The 17650-nt window shown below is 36.3% G+C and carries 12 protein-coding genes, 1 tRNA gene, 1 other RNA gene and 1 pseudogene; 6 read left to right on the top strand and 9 right to left on the bottom strand.

What is annotated here, in order from left to right; genetic code table 11:
• The 5 genes and pseudogenes from TASI_RS05980 to TASI_RS05995 form a co-directional block, all read right to left on the bottom strand.
• A complete protein-coding gene (locus TASI_RS05980) occupies positions 1-390 on the bottom strand; it encodes a DNA polymerase III subunit gamma/tau C-terminal domain-containing protein (RefSeq protein ID WP_014111868.1) in 390 nt (129 codons plus the stop codon).
• Between the two features lie 107 nt (positions 391-497).
• Positions 498-1571: pseudogene (gene dnaX / locus TASI_RS05985) on the bottom strand (DNA polymerase III subunit gamma/tau); the annotation flags it as partial.
• A 16-nt stretch (positions 1572-1587) separates the two neighbouring features.
• Positions 1588-1685, bottom strand: an RNA gene (ffs, locus tag TASI_RS07815) — signal recognition particle sRNA small type.
• 28 nt (positions 1686-1713) lie between these two features.
• Positions 1714-5052, bottom strand: a complete 3339-nt coding sequence (locus TASI_RS05990; protein ID WP_014111870.1) for a UvrD-helicase domain-containing protein — start codon at positions 5050-5052, stop codon at positions 1714-1716.
• Positions 5042-7846, bottom strand: a complete 2805-nt coding sequence (locus TASI_RS05995; RefSeq protein ID WP_014111871.1) for a PD-(D/E)XK nuclease family protein — start codon at positions 7844-7846, stop codon at positions 5042-5044. Before TASI_RS05995 ends, TASI_RS05990 begins: the two co-directional genes overlap by 11 nt.
• 71 nt (positions 7847-7917) lie before the next feature.
• On the opposite strand from TASI_RS05995, the gene TASI_RS06000 reads away from it, so the two are divergent.
• Positions 7918-8436: a hypothetical protein gene (locus tag TASI_RS06000; RefSeq protein ID WP_014111872.1), complete on the top strand. Its 519-nt coding sequence runs from the start codon at positions 7918-7920 to the stop codon at positions 8434-8436.
• 2 nt (positions 8437-8438) lie between these two features.
• Positions 8439-9713 (top strand): O-antigen ligase family protein, encoded by a 1275-nt coding sequence (locus tag TASI_RS06005; protein WP_014111873.1) that lies wholly within the window; start codon positions 8439-8441, stop codon positions 9711-9713.
• Here TASI_RS06005 and TASI_RS06010 read toward each other — a convergent pair whose 3' ends face one another.
• The 3 genes from TASI_RS06010 to xerD all read right to left on the bottom strand — a co-directional run bounded on the left by TASI_RS06010 (position 9714) and on the right by xerD (position 11742).
• A complete protein-coding gene (locus TASI_RS06010) occupies positions 9714-10508 on the bottom strand; it encodes a DODA-type extradiol aromatic ring-opening family dioxygenase (RefSeq protein WP_014111874.1) in 795 nt (264 codons plus the stop codon).
• A gap of 223 nt (positions 10509-10731) precedes the next feature.
• Positions 10732-10806: transfer RNA gene (locus tag TASI_RS06015), tRNA-Arg, on the bottom strand.
• A 33-nt stretch (positions 10807-10839) separates the two neighbouring features.
• The gene (xerD, locus tag TASI_RS06020; RefSeq protein ID WP_014111875.1) at positions 10840-11742 is read right to left on the bottom strand and encodes a site-specific tyrosine recombinase XerD; all 903 of its coding nucleotides are present in this window, start codon (positions 11740-11742) and stop codon (positions 10840-10842) included.
• A gap of 63 nt (positions 11743-11805) precedes the next feature.
• Between xerD and tsaE the strand changes: the two genes are divergently transcribed.
• The 4 genes from tsaE to miaA are packed head-to-tail and all read left to right on the top strand — an operon-like array spanning position 11806 to position 16552.
• Positions 11806-12330, top strand: coding sequence for a tRNA (adenosine(37)-N6)-threonylcarbamoyltransferase complex ATPase subunit type 1 TsaE (gene tsaE / locus TASI_RS06025; RefSeq protein ID WP_014111876.1), 525 nt, complete (start codon positions 11806-11808; stop codon positions 12328-12330).
• Positions 12294-13871, top strand: a complete 1578-nt coding sequence (locus tag TASI_RS06030; RefSeq protein WP_014111877.1) for an N-acetylmuramoyl-L-alanine amidase — start codon at positions 12294-12296, stop codon at positions 13869-13871. Before tsaE ends, TASI_RS06030 begins: the two co-directional genes overlap by 37 nt.
• 3 nt (positions 13872-13874) lie before the next feature.
• Positions 13875-15614 carry a DNA mismatch repair endonuclease MutL gene (mutL, locus tag TASI_RS06035; RefSeq protein ID WP_014111878.1) on the top strand — a complete coding sequence of 580 codons (1740 nt, stop codon included), beginning with the start codon at positions 13875-13877 and terminating at the stop codon, positions 15612-15614.
• Positions 15614-16552 carry a tRNA (adenosine(37)-N6)-dimethylallyltransferase MiaA gene (gene miaA / locus TASI_RS06040; protein ID WP_014111879.1) on the top strand — a complete coding sequence of 313 codons (939 nt, stop codon included), beginning with the start codon at positions 15614-15616 and terminating at the stop codon, positions 16550-16552. The genes mutL and miaA overlap by 1 nt, the downstream gene beginning before the upstream one ends.
• Here the strand turns inward: miaA and purM are convergent.
• Positions 16526-17581: a phosphoribosylformylglycinamidine cyclo-ligase gene (gene purM, locus TASI_RS06045; protein ID WP_014111880.1), complete on the bottom strand. Its 1056-nt coding sequence runs from the start codon at positions 17579-17581 to the stop codon at positions 16526-16528. The genes miaA and purM overlap by 27 nt on opposite strands.
• Between the last annotated feature and the right edge of the window lie 69 nt (positions 17582-17650).

Below are 17650 nucleotides of genomic sequence, written 5' to 3' on the forward strand. Positions count from 1 at the left end.
TTAGTCCTTTAAATTTTTATCGGCTATTGTAACTGAATTAGGTATAAGTTTAGCTTGGCAATGCTCTTTTAAATCATTAATAAAATCATTGCTTTCTATTTTTTTCATAACTTCAGCCATCCTAGCGTTGTGTTCTTCATTTTGCTTATTATGCAAAGTGATTTTGACATCCCCAGCCTCAAAATATATTTGTATTTTTCGTCCGAAATAATCACCTAGAAATTTTTCTAATTTAGTTTTATGTTTATCTAATATAACTTCTTGAATATCCGATTTCAGGTAGATTACATCACCCTCAGTTTTTAAAAATTCAGAGTTGATTGCTATTTGGTGACTAAAACCTGTCTCGCTATATGTATTAACTAATTCCGTCCAGGTGTTCTCGTTCAAATCCTCAAAAGCTACGGCTAGCTGTGGACTTTTTTTTTACCCTCTGGCTCAAGCTGAGGATTAGATTCAGTAGATTCTTGTTTTGGAAGTATTGATCCGCCATCTGCTAGCGAAATCATACGCAAGCATGCCATCATAAAACCCGAATATTCATCTGGAGAAAATCCTAGTTCCTTCCTACTATGGATGGCAATGCTATAGAAAAGCTGCAATAAATCTGGATCTGCACTCTTAGCTATTTCTTTTATCTCTTCAAATAACAAATCCTCTTCACTAACAGTATTAGGGATTTTTTGCTCGATTGCGATTTTAGATATAAGTACAGCTAAATCTTCTAGTGCTTGTGAAAATGAAAACCCTTTAGCTGCAAGTTCATCAGTTACTTCTTTTAAACCAGAAGCATCTGCTGATAGTAAATTTTTTAATAACCTAGCTAAGAAGGTGTGATCAATAGAGCCAAGCATGCTTCTAACAGAACTAAGTGTTATGTTATTTGATGAAAATGCTATCGCTTGGTCTGTTATCGATAATGCATCCCTCATAGAGCCAGCTGCAGCCTGAGCCAATAATCTTAATGCAGGTCTTTCATACGAGACTGATTCCTCACCAAGCACATATTCAAGATGAGAAACAATCTGCTCAGGAGCCATATTTTTCAAATTAAACTGCAAACAACGGGACACTACAGTGATAGGTATTTTTTGTGGATCAGTTGTCGCTAAAATAAACTTTACATGTGGAGGAGGCTCTTCTAAAGTTTTAAGCATGGCATTAAAAGCCGTGCCCGAAAGCATATGCACCTCGTCTATGGTATAGACCTTAAATCTTCCTACTGATGGGGCGTATACTGCTTGCTCAATAAGTGCCGTCATATCTTCAACTCCGCGGTTTGAAGCGGCATCAAATTCCATATAATCTACAAATCTACCCTCATCAATTTGTCTACATGCCTGACAAACACCGCAAGGTTTAGAAGTAATACCTGTTTCACAATTTAAGGATTTAGCTAAGATGCGTGCTAATGTAGTTTTCCCTACCCCGCGGGTTCCAGTAAACAACCATGCGTGATGAAGACGCTCAGTATCCAAAGCGTGCGATAAGGCTTTAACTACATGGTCTTGACCTACAAGACTTGAAAAGTCTTTAGGGCGCCATTTGCGAGCAAGAACTAAATAGCTCATCGATGATCCTAAAAAGAAGAGTGAGCCTGACTTCGGCACTAGATCTGCACAGCTGTGGCTGCTTCGTTCCCGACCTGACCAGATTCACTGCCGACCCATGCGAAGGGGCCCACCGCTACGAATTTTAACACAACGGTAATAATCAAATATCTATAAAATCACACGTATGCAAAATGAAAAGTTTCTTAACTACTGGTCTATTATCAAAGGATTTTAGATATTCTGCGTATTGATTTAATTGAGACGTATAGATTCTAATCATGCGTTTTATAAAATCCTCAATCTCCTCTTCCTCATGTGGCAAATTAGTTTTAAAGTCCACCAATAGCCAATGATCTCCATTATCCACGACTACATCAAAACGTTTTTCAGTGGCGATTTCATCATACAAAGACCACTCCTGAATAGCATTTGCATGGGTGAGAAGCCAATGTGCATTTTCATCTTCATAAGCTTTGCATAAAAGTTTAATAACACGTGTAGTTGCACGAGTGAGAGCGACATTAGGTAATCCCAATGCAAATAAATGATTTTGCACTAGACCTCGAGAATTTTTTATTTTTTCTAAAGTCCAGCCTTCAAGCCTGTCTTTACCCATCCTTTCAAGCCACATATGCACAACATGGCCGACACAAGCCATAAATTGATCATCAAACTGCCATGCTTTAGTTTCTCTTACCGCTAAGTTGGCAATGGACGAGCTTTCTGCAGTAGGTGCCTTTAATTCCTCAAAACTAAGCCTTCGGATTTGGGAATTATCAATATTTTCAATTTTGCCCTCTTCTTTTTGGTCCTCTGATTCCTCTTCACTTTCATTTTTATAAATTTCAGCTCTAATTTCCATATCAGTTATAAGATCAAGCATACCTGCAACTGAATTTTTAACTGCCTCATTCTTATCATTCGTAATGTTTAAAAATAAATGCAATTTTTTCTTGGCTCTTGTACATGCAACATAGATAAGTCGCATAGTTTCATAAGCTTCTCTTTCTTTATTTCTTATTGAGATTAGCTCATATAAATCATCTTTTATTCCAGTAGCTTTTTCAGTAATGTAGCTTACTAAGAAATTAGATCCTTCGTTTTCAAACTCTATAAGACTGGATTTAGAGTTTTGTGCTTTTTTATTAAGGCCAAATAAAAACACTTCTTCAAATTCAAGCCCTTTGGCTGCATGCATGGTCATAACTTCAACTACAGGCCCTTGAACTATGTCTTGAGCATAGAGTTTAGATAACTTTCTTTCGAAATCTTCAAGTTTGAAATCTCCATAAGGTGCAGCACTTTCCAATAACTCAAACACTCTTTTTATATTTGCTTGTTGAGTTGCACTAGAATAAATTTTATTTCCACCTAGATCTTCCCAAACAGAACCAACAAAATGCGGGAAAGCTATATCCGTAAAATTCAGTTGATTACGAAGCAAGTTATCACTCACATAAAATAATCGAGCAAATTCATCTTCTTCAATTGAAGCTTTAAAATTTTTATCTAAAAGAACCTCTCTGATAGCCTCAGGAGGTGACATTTTTTTTCTAGACTCGAAGATTTTCGTTAATGTATTAAGAGAAAGACCGCATAGAGGAGACCTTAAAGTAGACAACCAAGCTAATCTGTCTCCCTTGTGACTAAGTGCTCTTATACATTGAACAAGGTCCATAATCTCTTCAGTATTTCCTAGAGGAACCATTTCAATAGCTTTCACGGGTATTCCAGCATCATTTAATTGCTTAACCAAATCTTCTAGATGGCTTCTAGATCTAACCAAGATTCCCACTGGCTTAGATGAATCAGAATTTTCACTCAGAGCCCTTCTTACCTGATCAACCATTTGCTTATAGCAACTATCCATATCTCTTTGGTATACGTACGAAAGAACACTTTGATCTGGTGACTCATCTTTAAAAGCTTCGGACGGTGTAAATGATATAGCTCCCATGTCCGAATTATCCAGAATTGGAAATTTATCTGAGAAAGTTTTGTTTACCCAATCGATAATATTTTTATTTGATCTGAAATTTACGCTCAAACTTAGAAACTCAAGAGGCACTTCACCTACTACACCGTTTTGTTCCTGCAATGATTTTCCATTGTTAATCTTAGCTTTTCTTGCGTATTCAATAAAGATACCAACTTCAGCTTGACGGAATCTATAAATAGATTGCATTGGGTCGCCGACTAAAAAAATTGTCCGACCGTCGTCACGTTGCCACCCAGAACAGATTTTTTCTAACAATTGCTTTTGCATTAAATTGGTATCCTGAAACTCATCAATAAGCACATGCTGTATGTCATTATCGATTTTGAGAAGCAGGTCTGTAGGGTCATCTGCCTCACCAAGAGCTTTTAAAGCTCTAAAAGCAGATTCAGTAAAGTCTATTTTTGAGTGTTTTGCAAAAACCACTTCGAGTTTTTCTAATGCAAATTCCAAAGTCGCAAAGAAAATTTCGTAATTATGAATCAGACTTGTAAACCTATCTGGTAGGTAACATACATTTAAAAGTGCCCTAACAAGATTTGTATTATTTTTATTTTGAGAAAGCAACTCTTTAAAGGGTTCGAAGTACTTACTTTTGGTATCAATATTAGGAGCCCTAGCGGCTTGACTTCTTACTTTGCCCTCATTCGTTAAAAAATATTCCCTCACTTTTTTCCAAAATGGAATATGTTCTAATGAGAAACCTGGAACAAAGTCTGGATCGTTAGCTTTCAAAAAACCTTTATGAATTGATAATACTTCTAAATAATTTGCTCGAATCAATGGCCATATAATTAATTTCAAGTCTTCATGATTAATTTGTCTTGATAAATCTTTCAGATAGCCATTTGCGATATTCTCGTAGGACTCCTGAAAAACCTGTTGCGATGGCACTTTACGTTTAATAACATCCTGCCAATTCTGGCGCTTATTAAGCATCTCAACTATAAGGTTTCTAAAGATATCAAATCGCATATCCAAATGCTTAAGAACTTCTTGTAAGAAGGGATACGAGTCGTATTCTTCAAGCATTAAATCAACAGCTTCCATAAAAAGGTCTACTGAATCATCCGTAACATCGATTCCAGACCCAACACCAGAAATCAGAGGAGTATTTCTTACTAGACTATTTGTAAAAGAATCAATTGTGCGAATCCTTAGACGATCAATATTTTCTAAGAGCTTCCAATTTTTTTCTTTATCTCTTATTACAACATCATTAGCTAGTTTCCACGACAATTTTTGAAATTCAGATTCTGGCTCAGGATTGCTGTAGGCAATGAGTTTGTGCCTCACCCTCTCAAGCATTTCGGATGCTGCTTTTTTTGTAAATGTAATTGCTAATATTTGCTCAGGTTTTTCTACAATTGATAGAAGTGACAAGATTCTTAAAGATAAAATCTCAGTTTTTCCAGAACCTGCAGGTGCCTGAACAATAAATGATTTTTGTGGATTTAATGCAAGGTCTCTTTGCTTTTGATCTGGTGAAATTTTATTCGTCATTTTGAACCTCGTTTTCATTTTGGTCAAAGAGTCGAAGGAAAGGTTTTATCTCACAATACTCCATATCTTTTAAGTCTAAATATGAGTTAGGCGCATGACCTTCTTCAATTTCTTCGAGCAATGAATCTATCTTTGTCCGCCAAGTTTGTAGTGTATTAATCCAATCTTCTGAATTTAAAGGCTGCATATCAACTGCATCAGAAGAATTTTCAAAAAGAGTTTCATCACCTAAAACACCAGCATAAGTTTTACTTATTTTTTTGTTACTTATGCGCCCTTGATGTAGAAAAACATTCAAAACACCTATTACATTATTTGATATCTCATCTTCAATTAAAGATGCATAAAAAGGCAGTTGGCTCTTTTTCATACGCTCTCTATCAATCCAATATTTTTTTAGATTGCTTGACGTTGTTGGATTTGATGTTTTGTAATCGATTATTAAATATTTATCGCCAACCTTATCTACTCTATCTACTTTAAAATTTACATCCATATACCCTTTAGAATATTGCTCATTTTTTTCTAAATGAACAATTTCAAACGGCACTCTACACATCAACTCAGACTTTAGAAAATATAAAATCACTTTTTTTGCAGACTGCTCGATAGATTCACGTATAACAGAAGAATCAATATGAGCAAGAATTTCATTTGAAGCACGTCTTATAAATTTATCGATATCTTCTTCTAAATTTTCAATCTGTGCCAATGAATTTGAGGACCTATGTTCTTTATAAAAAATTTCCAGAATTTTGTGTAGATAATTACCTCTAACTAATGAGTCGTAATCATCTTTTGGATAGGGTTTTAAATCCTCAACATGCAATCTATATTTTGCATAGTACCAAAGAGGATTTAATGACTGTAATTCCACCATATTAGACCCACCACGCCTTATATCATCGTCAAATGGAAGACCTTGCCTATCGTCTAATAATTGCATAATAGCTTTTTCACGAGCTTGTATTTCAATTGGTGCAAGCTCTTTTTCGTCTTCTAAAAATGGTTGCAATAAAGGGCTCGGAAATAGTTTCTGTTTATCATTTTGTTCCGAATAGCTTAAAACAATATCACTCGAAGTATGGAGAATACCGTTAAAAATTTGCTCCGATAGCTCCCAAGTGCTGTCCCATGTGGTTAAATCGACTCCTGCCCTAATTTGTGCATATAGTGGAATTAAAGGATTGTGACTTGGACTTTGTGGCAATGTTTTGCTTTGCAATCCACACACCCACACATGGTCCCATCTTCCACCTTCAACTTCATATGGGCCTATAACATCAAGCTTAGAATTAGCATCTCTTTGAAATTGAAAAACAGTTTCAGTAAGACTTTGTTTTAATAAACTAACTGCCTCATGTGCATCAATTTCAGGTAGCATATGATGCATGGCACTTAAGGAATTAAGTACTGTCTCAAGGGCCTTGCATAATTGGTAGTTATGGCTATTTATTGGTGCATCTGATGGAAATTCAAATTCAGTTAATGTAATCCTGAAAGCATCTGCCCAATGGCTTATATCTTTGTTTCCAGCATTAATCCAGTCATCATTTTCACGCAACAGAATTTCTGTTTTTAAATGGAAATTTTTATAAAAAATCTCTGACAAATCTTTGTTTGAAATATATCTACCAGTTCGTTTTCTTAATTCAAAATCTATATGAGCTAATTTCTCCCTTTCTTTCTCTGTGAAACCAAATTCAGCTTTAAGGAGAGCATTGCCAACTAAAAGGAGGGGGATTTTGGGTTTATGTAAATTAAGAATAAGTTCAAACCAATAGATAATCGATTTAATTAAACTCCATTCAATTAGAGGGCGTCCTAAGGAGATATGCCAATTCTTCAAGCCATTAAGTTCTCTTTGCAAAAGTAAAAGATTTGACTGCAACTCAGGCACAACTATGGCCACTTTCTTATTTGGGTCAGCATCGAGCAATTTAGAAGCCCAATCGACAGCATACTTAATTTCAGTCTCTATATCCTTAGCCTTAAACAATGAGACTTCAGAAGCACGAGGTCTTTGGGTATATAAAACTCGTACCGTTGAACCTTTTTGCTCACATACTTTCAAAATACTTTGCATGTAGGGAGTGATTTTATAAAAACCATGCAAAACTATATGTTTAGGTACTTTTAAGATGCCGTTTTGAATATTTTCTAGGACTTTTTCGTTAAGTTTAACTGAATCCCAGAACTCATTTTTCTTTAAATTTTTAAGATACTTTTCTCTCCACTTAGAGAATAGTTCATACTCAGGTGTACGTTCAAAACCATCTACTTTTATAGACCAATCGCACAATAATTTATGAGCATTTGCAGCCAATCTTGCGGCTTTAGTTTGAGATAGCATTGGTAGAACGAAGCGATCTTCATCACTTTCAATTTTTCTATTCTCTCCAAAATTACTACTTTCGTACCAATTTTTAATAAATGACTCAGTGTCATTTAAATTTTTATTATTTTTGGGTTTGTGCTCATCAGGATTTTTCATGCTCGGTTTATCCAAAGCCATATTCCAATAATAATTCTCTGCAATATCGTTCAAGACAACAGGCATATTGGGAAATTGGAACTGCAGATCAGGTACAAAATTCCTAATCCATCTTTTGAATGAAAACGCACTAGGCAGTTCAAATACTTTTCTCTCTGAATCTGTTTTTTTTAGATGTGAAATTAACTGCCTTCTTACATCAAAAGTTAGTCGATTGCTTGCTGTCAATATCAATATGTCTTGGGTTGGAATATTATTAAGATCATCTAAAGTGCATGAGTCAAAGTCTGAAAGAGGCATAGGACACCATTGTCAAAGTATTTCACTAATTATAGTCTGCTAAAATTTAACGAAATCTATGTTAATTTTTTATGAATAACGAGCAGCTAAAACACTTAAGAGCTTGTGCTAGTCAAGTCCAAAAAAACAAAAATTGGACCACTATTATTAAGTTTTTATCAAATGTCAGTCCAAATGAAATCGTAAATTTATGCGATGAACTTTTGGCTTTGAGGGCTGGAAATTTAAAATCACCTAGCTACGTTCCATCTAAAGCTGCACTTGAAGCGGCTATTGGTTGTGAAGTGGATTTTCCAACTAACGACAAAATTACTGATGGATATGCAATCCGTTATCCTGGATTTACTTACAACCCTGACTTACCAGGTCCTAAAGACGGACTAATTTGGTCTGCCCAAGAACAGTTTGTATACAAACTTAGGCAAGCTGGGGAATTAGAAGTAGGTAAATTTATAAAGAAAATGGAGGAACAAGCAGCGATTCCTACATGGGATTTGAGCGTTAAAGTAGGAACTAGAGAGGATTATCAAAGTACAATTACCTTTCGTTATACACGTTCATCTGCAGCTTCTCAAATGAGCATATTCTAAATATGAATTCTAGAATTCATCCTCTGATAAACAAAACATTTTATTTAGGCATAATCGTATTTTTTGTGTTCGGTTGTGCATTAGCAAATGGCTACTCAGTTTCATATGTACTACTAGTTTTAGCAAGCCTTTTTTTAATATTTAAGCTTCGAAAACTAGATAGCTTTTATTCTATGTCTCGTTGGGACTGGGCGTTATTTTTATCCTTAGCAATTATGGTGTTCATATCATATGCCGTGAGCATTTATTATGGAGAGTCGGGACGTTTTTATGATCGCCCAAGCAAAATTCTTTTAGGATTATTATTTGTTTATTGTCTAAGATTTATCCATTTTGAAAAATGGATATTTGTTCTCTGCGTTCAATTGGGTGCAATAGTATTTGGAGCATTTGCACTTCAAGATATTTTTATGTTTCATTTTGTACGCGCAAACGGGGATATGCTTGAAATTCATTTCGGTAATTTCGCTTTAGTTTGGGGGCTTGCGTCTCTGATAACACTTTTTTATCTTAATGAACTTAAGCCAAAGAGCTTATATATTCTATTAGGGGTTTTTGGCTTTCTACTGGGATTGATTGCTTCAATTCTCTCAGGATCAAGAGGTGGATGGATTTATTTACCCATCGGACTTTTATTAGTTTCATTAATTTGTATTAGACCTTTTAAAAGGTCAATATTCTTTCTATTTACAACCTCAAGCATATTAATAATTGCACTTTTTACTTTTTATCAATTAAATACAAATTTCCAAACAAGAGTTGATTTAATGGTCAATACAGTATTTACCAAAGCCACCAACCCTTCAACTTTGGATACTTCAATTTTGTCTAGATTAGAAATGTGGCGCTTATCGGCTGATATGATTGAGCAAAAGCCCTTAACTGGTTGGGGGGAAGTTGGATACTTGGAAAAGATGAAATCTGATTACTCTAAAGGGCTTGTTTCATCTAATGTATATCTCCATAGACATCCACATAATGAATATATAAATGAGTTTGTAAAACGAGGCATTTTTGGCTTACTAGCACTAATTGCTGTTTATTTTGTAAGTTTTACTTATTTCTTAAAAAGAGCTATAGGAAAACATAATCCTTCTATTACATTACCCGCATCAATAGGTGTAATTTTTGTTTCGGGATATATAGTATTTGGATTAACTCAAGCGGTATTTAGCCACAATGAAGGAACTATGTATTGGATATTGGGTTTGGGAATTTTATGGGCTCTTACAAGAAACGCAGAAAATTCCCTTACGAAGACAAATTCCAGTTATTGATTAACCAAATTTGTATCCGCTTACTGTAACTCCGCCCATAGCAGACTGCTCATAATAATTTAATTGAGCTTCATCGGAACCAGCAGCACCTACTGCAACCATTAAAGGAATCAAATGATCCTCTAGAGGATGACAGACTCTCGCACTAGGTGCCATCTCCCAATTTATTAAAGACTGTTTGCGTTGTTCATAAGTCTTACCGATAAGCGAGTCTTGAAGCCATGCATCAAATTCTTCGGATGGTTGGGAACCCTCAGGATTAAATAAATGCATATTATGAAATGTCAGTCCACTGCCTATAATTAATACACCCTCTCCTCTTAGTGGCTTGAGAGCCTCACCAAGAGCCAAATGATAATTAGGATCGAAAGATGCCTCAATTGACAATTGAACCACAGGAATCTGAGCCTCTGGAAATGCAACCGCCAAAGGAACAAAAGCCCCATGATCTAAACCTCGTTCCGAATCAAAAGAAGTTTCAAAACCATATGATTTAAGATGAGAATTTAAGGTTTTAGCAAACTGAGGATGACCAGGTGCATTGTAATGAATGGAATATGTGTATGGCGGAAATCCGTAATAGTCATAAAGCATAGGAGGACGAGGATTATTCATAATGCCCAACCCACCTCTAGTAATCCAGTGGGCTGAAATCATCAAAATAACCTTAGGCTGAAATTCAAGCAAACTTGGAATATTATGTAGAGAGGTTCTTAACTTTGAGTAAGACTGCTCCCATTGTTGAATCCACGGCCAAGGGCCACCACCATGGGATATGAAAAATACTGGTTGCATAACTAATTACGAAATTACATTTTGTTATAAATTACACACATTATAAAACGATATTTTTACAACATTAATTGGGGCTTATCGTAGTTGTAATTTTCTTATATATTTGGAAATAAACAGAAATTTTTATTTCGTCATATAATTTAAATTTTGTGAGGGAATTAAACTATCACCCTTTATTTTAATAAAGTTGCATATTTAAGACACTATTGGAGGATAGAGCGGATGGCCACCCCGGCCAGAATCGAACCAGCATCTAATCCTTAGGAGGGATTTGTTCTATCCATTGAACTACGGGGTGTAAACTCTAAATTATAACAAAGAGGCTTTTTTTCTATGCCCTTGGGTGATGTTTTTGATGTAATGATTTAAGTCTCTCACGAGCGACATGAGTATAAATCTGAGTAGTAGAAATATCTACGTGTCCTAATAGCATCTGCACAACCCTCAAATCAGCCCCATGGTTTAGAAGATGTGTAGCAAAAGCATGTCTTAGTACATGTGGTGAGAGTGGAATTTTTATGCTTGTAAATTTGGCATATTTCTTAATAATCTGCCAGAAAGCTTGCCTAGTCATAGCCTGACCATATTTATTTAGAAAAACAAAATTATTTTTCTTTTGATGTTCAAGCTGCGGCCTTCCTTCCTCTAAGTATTTCTTTACATGAATTTCTGCCTCCTCCCCTATTGGAACAAGCCTATCTTTAGCTCCTTTTCCCATAGTCACTCGAACAACACCCGCATCTAAACTTAATTCATTTGTTTTGATGGCAATGAGTTCGCTTACTCTCATCCCCGTTGCATACAAGACTTCAAGCATCGCTTTATCTCTAAGACCTGAGGCAGTTTTAGTGTCGGGGGCGTTCAAAAGCTCCTCTACCTGAGCTTCGCTAATTGATTTAGGCAATCTCTGCGGGACTTTTCTAGTCACAAGTCCTAAACATGGATCTTTATTAATTAGATTTTGCCGAATTGCCCATGCGTAGAATTTTCTTACAGTGGCTAATTTTCTATTGATAGTTGTAGGTTTAGATTCAACACTCAGTTTTTGCAACCAGTCGTTCAGATTGTTTGCACTTAATTCAAGTAAATTTGAATTTTTACTAATTTCAGCAGAAAATTTGTCTAGGGAATTTAAATCTAGACGATAGGAATTTAAGGTATTTTTAGAGAGACCCTCTTCTAACCATAATGAGTCTACAAATCTATCAATCCATAACTTATTTTCTTCTGACATAATTTTAAGCAAATAATAAAATTACTTATGATTTCAAATTTCTTAATTTATTTTACTTATTAGATGAACACTTCCGATACTTTTGAAATTCAATTACCTCAAGAAAAGGACACTCTTCTATTAGGTCAAAACTTAGCGAAGGCCGTCGATTCTCTTATATACAAGAAGAATAATGAACCCGTAAGTATTGAACCTAATTTTAAAATTTATTTAAGTGGGGAATTAGGTTCGGGCAAAACATCATTAGCAAGGGAATTTCTTAGGACATTTGGGGTCACTGGTCGAATAAAGAGTCCAACATATACCCTGCTTGAAACTTATAAAGTTTCTAGATTATACTTATATCACTTTGATTTTTATAGATTTAATGATCCATTGGAATGGTTTGAGGCTGGTTTTAATGACACCTTAAGCTCACCAGGAATTTCTATAATTGAGTGGCCTGAGATGGCAAAGGAAACATTGCCACAACCTGATTTGAATATAACTTTATACTATGAGGGAGAGGGTCGAATTGCAAAAATCAATGCATTTTCAGATAGAGGAGTTGCATGTCTATCAATGATGAGCAAAATATACAAAAAGTGAACAATAGGCGCCGCATTGTTACAGCAGGTGCTGCCGCTTTGTTTTTGCCCGTTATTTCAAAAATTTCTAAAGCGGCTAATGCACCTATAGTCGATTTAAATAATTCTAATGAGCAGCTTAAATTCACTCCTTTAGGACGTCCCTTAAGCGGGGATTCTATACCGATTCCAAAGGCTCCACCTAGCACGAAGCCTACGTCACCCCCTGCCGTAAATAAAGATCCTAAGGATTTACCAGTCCAAAAGCCTGCTAGTCAAGCTGCTACAACAAATTCTGGAACTACTTCTCAAATCTTAGCGGTTAGAACTTGGCCAGCTGATGAATATACTAGGGTAACTCTAGAGCTAAATTCTCCAATTAAGCATGAGCACTTTACATTAAATGGCCCAGATAGATTGGTTGTAGACCTTGATGGTCTTCAAATGAATGCTGCATTGAATTCTCTAATTTCAAAAATTAAACCAAACGACCCTTATATTTCTCAGGTACGTGTAGCCCAAAATAGATCAAATGTTGTAAGAATTGTTATTGACTTAAAAGAGCCTATAGTTCCACAAGTTTTTACCTTAAAGCCTGTAGGAAATTACAAATATCGACTTGTATTAGACCTTTATCCAAAAGTAGCTAAAGATCCGCTTATGGCTTTGGCACAGAAGTCTGACTCTAGCGATCCATTATCAAATATTATTAGTCAACTTCAAAATACGAAGCCTGATGTTGAAGTACCTAAAGTTGCGGGTCAAGTTGCACAGAAAAATCCACGCATTGAAAATTTACCCATTAAAGGTTCTACTTTAGACCATCAACCTCAAGTAACCATTAAAAAGAATTCGCAAAAACGTCCTATTCTAATTGCTATAGACCCTGGACATGGCGGTGAAGACCCTGGAGCAATTGGAGCACGTGGTACTCGAGAAAAAGATGTAGTTCTATCTATCGGTAGAAGATTGCGAGATATATTAAATTCTAGGTCAGATACTAGAGCCTATATGACTCGCGATGCTGATTTCTTTGTTCCATTGCATGTGCGCGTTCAAAAAGCTAGACGCGTCAAAGCGGATGTATTTGTTTCTATACACGCAGATGCATTCACTAATAGGACAGCTCGTGGAACTTCAGTATTCGCCCTCTCACGTAAAGGGGCATCTAGTGCGGCTGCTAGATGGTTAGCCAAAAAAGAGAATGCCGCAGATTTGATTGGTGGTCTTGACATTAGTTCTCATGATAGGACTACTGCTAGTGTATTGCTTGACCTATCAACAACAGCCCAAATTAATGATTCTCTTAAAATTGGACATCGTGTCTTAAACTCACTTTCTAAAGTAAATGGTTTAAAAAGCAGACGTGTTGAACAAGCTGGTTTTGCTGTTCTAAAGGCACCAGATATTCCTTCTATTCTTATTGAAGTAGCATTTATATCAAATCTTCAAGAGGAAAGTTTTTTAATGAATTCAAAAAATCATCCAACTGTAGCAAAAGCTATTGTTAGAGGGTTAGATGATTATTTTGACACAAATCCTCCACTTGCTTATAAATCCTAATTTATGTCGATTCGTAGACAAATACATCTTCTTCCTGATAGATTAATCAGTCAGATTGCAGCTGGGGAAGTGATTGAAAGACCTTCCTCGGTTGTTAAGGAACTGATAGAAAATTCTGTCGATGCAGGCTCAACAGAGATTGAAATACGACTTGACGGGGGTGGTATTAGAAGAATTTATATTAGAGATAATGGATCTGGCATACCGAAAGATGAATTACCTTTAGCTGTTACTCGTCATGCCACTAGCAAAATTCGCGAACTTAGTGAACTTGAGCAAGTTAAGTCCATGGGGTTTAGGGGTGAAGCTTTAGCCTCAATTGCATCAGTTGCAAGACTGAAAGTTATATCACGAATACCAGAATCAAAAAACGCTTGGCAAATTGATGGTGCCTCACTAGAAATCTCGGCTGCTAGCGGCTCACAAGGTACCACTGTTGAAGTTAATCAAATATTTGATGAAATACCTGCTCGCAGAAAATTTTTAAAAACTGAGGCGACAGAATTTACTCACTGCATTGATATCATAAAAAAAATAGCGATAGCTAATCCAGAAATCACTTTTAGAGTTTTTCTCAACGACAAAATATATTCACAATGGAATGCATCCCAATTTATTCATCGCATTAAAGATGTTGTGGGAGCCGATTTTCTAACTAGCGTTTTTAAAGTTGATGAAAGCACTTCTTTGTGCACTCTAAGAGGGTTAATTATTAAACCTTCTGAAGCTAAGTCAAGAACAGATAAACAATATCTTTTTGTAAATGGCAGATTTGTGAGAGATAGGTCATTGGCACATGCCGTAAAAAGTGCATATAGCGATGTATTACATGGAGATAGACAGCCCTCATATATCTTATTTTTAGATATTGATCCTGGAATGGTAGACGTTAATGTGCATCCAGCAAAAAATGAAGTTCGTTTTAGAGATCAGTCAGCCATATATTCGTTTGTTCAAAATACTCTTAAAAACACATTGGCTAAATCCTATGGTACTCAAGAGGAAATAATTAAAAATGAACAGCCGCACCGCACGGCTTATAAAGCACAATCATTGCCAACGCAAAAAGGGTTCGACTTAAGAAGCTTAGAATCATATGCGCCCTTGTTTGTAAGTGAGCCTAATGAGCTGCCAAAAAGCTCACCAAAAGAGGAAGATGACTTGCCTATGGGTTTTGCGATAGGTCAACTTCATGGTGTTTATATTCTTGCACAAAATAAAAACGGATTAATTATCGTTGATATGCACGCTGCACATGAAAGAATTGTGTACGAAAAACTTAAAGATTCGGCCTCACAGGGGGGTGTAACCGTGCAGGAGTTATTGATTCCAATATCAGTAAATATTCCAGAAAAACAGCTTATATTATTGGAGGAGTATTCTGATTTTTTAAATGAATTGGGATTGCATTTGCGTCAAACAAGTCCCAATTCTGTGGCTGTTACGGGAGTTCCAAGTATCATTAGCCGTGCAAATATTTCCGCATTAGTTCAAGATGTGTTCGAAGACCTTGAGAAATACGGAAGTTCCTCTATTCTAGAAGAACAAAGAAATGAGATTCTTGGAACAATGGCTTGTCATAATGCATTTAGGGCAAACGATAGCATTTCCATCACAGAGATGAATTCTATTTTAAGGCAAATGGAATCAACCGAAAGAGCCGATTTATGCAATCATGGTAGACCTACATGGTACGCATGGTCGATGCAAGATTTGGATAAACTTTTTATGCGTGGCAAATAATGCGTGTGGCTTGTATCGTTGGGCCCACTGCGTCTGGAAAGTCTGAATCCGCTCTTTATATAGCAAAAAAATATCCAATTGAAATTATCGTTATGGATTCAGCGACTATATATCGAGGCATGAATATTGGAACGGCTAAACCAACTAAAGAGGAGATGCATTGTCCACATCATTTGATTGATATTCGTGATCCATCTGAAGCTTATAACGCTTCTGATTTTAGAAATGATGCTTTAAGACTTATCGATGAAATAACTTCTAGAAATCATATTCCCCTAATCGTAGGTGGAACCATGATGTATTACAAAATTTTAAGAGAGGGACTACATGAACTTCCCCACTCTGACCCTGAAGTTAGGGCAAGAATTGATGCACAAGCTCAAGAGTACGGATGGCCAGAAATTCATAAAGCCTTAAAAGCGGTAGACCCTGTTACTGCCGCAAGATTAGCTCCTAACGACAGTCAAAGAATTTCGCGTGCATATGAAATTTTTTTAATTTCTGGAAAACCGATGTCTGAGTTTTTAGCAAGCAAAAAAAACAATGACTGCGAACACGAATTTTGCACAATAAGTTTAGAAACCGATAATAGAGAACTTCTACATCAAAAGATACGCGAGCGATTTTTAAAAATGATGGAGATGGGATTTTTAGAAGAAGTTCAGGGACTATTCAACAGAGGAGATTTAACGGAGGCATTGCCATCGATAAGATGTGTTGGATATAGTCAATTATGGGCATACATTCAGGGTCAAATTAGTCTTGAAGAAGCGATTGAAAAAGGAATTGCAGCTACGCGACAACTAGCAAAACGCCAATTTACATGGTTAAGAAGTATAGAAGATAGGACTAGAATCGATTGTTTTAGCCCCCAAAAAAACAAGCTTGTTTTGGAGGCTTTTGAAAACTGCTTAAGCGTAAAAAACTCTAGGGGCTAAGCCAGTATTTGCGACTATCTGACCAATTTCATGCACAACTTCACCACTATCTGAGAGCATTGTTTTTAAAGCCTGTGCATCTTTAGGGTCAACAACAATAACAAAACCTATGCCACAGTTAAAGACACGGTGCATCTCGCTTTCTTCGACATTACCCTGTGATTGAAGCCAGTTGAAAATCTCTGGTTTGGTCCAAGAATTTTTATTAATTTGAGCTGCAATATTATTTTTCAAAATACGCGGAATATTTTCAGTAAGTCCACCACCTGTTATATGAGCCATACCCTTGATTGAATCGCCAAATTTTTTGATGGCTTCAAGCACTGGCTTAACGTATATTCTGGTTGGAGCCATAACATAATCAGCGAATTTTTTAGATGGATTTTCTCCAAATGGCATATCTGGTTTAGCACCTGTGAGATCAATAATTTTACGAATCAATGAATAGCCATTTGAGTGAGGTCCACTTGAGCCAAGACCCAGGATAATATCACCTTCTTTAATTGATTCACCTGTGATAATCTTGCTTTTCTCTACGATACCAACTGCGAATCCTGCTAGGTCATACTCACCTTCAGGATACATCCCAGGCATTTCGGCTGTTTCACCGCCTATCAAGGCACAACCTGAAATCTTACATCCAGTACCCACACCACCTACTACAGATGCGGCAATGTCCACGCTTAATTTTCCGCAAGCAAAATAATCAAGAAAATATAAAGGCTCGGCCCCTTGCACAAGTATGTCATTAACGCTCATAGCAACAAGGTCAATTCCAACAGTATCATGTCTGTGCCATTCGAAAGCTAATCTTAGTTTTGTACCAACACCGTCTGTTCCTGACACTAGAACTGGTTCTTTATATCCTGAAGGAATTTGAAAAAGCCCACCGAACCCACCTATTCCTGATAAGACTCCATCTCTATTTGTTTTAGCTGCAATAGGCTTGATACGTTGCACTAAAGACTCTCCAGCGTCTATATCAACGCCTGCTTCACGATATGTTAAGGGGGTTTTAGAGTTTGACATGGAAAAGTCCCGATAGAGTAAAATATGAATGGCAATATTTTATATTAAAAAGTCATCTACAGAAATTCT

The organism is Taylorella asinigenitalis MCE3 (genome assembly GCF_000226625.1).
In the GTDB taxonomy this organism is placed as follows: domain Bacteria; phylum Pseudomonadota; class Gammaproteobacteria; order Burkholderiales; family Burkholderiaceae_B; genus Taylorella; species Taylorella asinigenitalis.

What these genes read in the sequence shown, in the direction of transcription:
- mutL (WP_014111878.1), top strand. Translation starts at nt 13,875, where the DNA reads ATGTCGATTCGTAGACAAATACATCTTCTTCCTGATAGATTAATCAGT.
- TASI_RS05995 (WP_014111871.1), bottom strand. Translation starts at nt 7,846, where the DNA reads ATGCCTCTTTCAGACTTTGACTCATGCACTTTAGATGATCTTAATAAT.
- TASI_RS06000 (WP_014111872.1), top strand. Translation starts at nt 7,918, where the DNA reads ATGAATAACGAGCAGCTAAAACACTTAAGAGCTTGTGCTAGTCAAGTC.
- purM (WP_014111880.1), bottom strand. Translation starts at nt 17,581, where the DNA reads ATGTCAAACTCTAAAACCCCCTTAACATATCGTGAAGCAGGCGTTGAT.
- tsaE (WP_014111876.1), top strand. Translation starts at nt 11,806, where the DNA reads ATGAACACTTCCGATACTTTTGAAATTCAATTACCTCAAGAAAAGGAC.
- TASI_RS06030 (WP_014111877.1), top strand. Translation starts at nt 12,294, where the DNA reads ATGTCTATCAATGATGAGCAAAATATACAAAAAGTGAACAATAGGCGC.
- TASI_RS06010 (WP_014111874.1), bottom strand. Translation starts at nt 10,508, where the DNA reads ATGCAACCAGTATTTTTCATATCCCATGGTGGTGGCCCTTGGCCGTGG.
- TASI_RS05990 (WP_014111870.1), bottom strand. Translation starts at nt 5,052, where the DNA reads ATGACGAATAAAATTTCACCAGATCAAAAGCAAAGAGACCTTGCATTA.
- TASI_RS06005 (WP_014111873.1), top strand. Translation starts at nt 8,439, where the DNA reads ATGAATTCTAGAATTCATCCTCTGATAAACAAAACATTTTATTTAGGC.
- xerD (WP_014111875.1), bottom strand. Translation starts at nt 11,742, where the DNA reads ATGTCAGAAGAAAATAAGTTATGGATTGATAGATTTGTAGACTCATTA.
- miaA (WP_014111879.1), top strand. Translation starts at nt 15,614, where the DNA reads ATGCGTGTGGCTTGTATCGTTGGGCCCACTGCGTCTGGAAAGTCTGAA.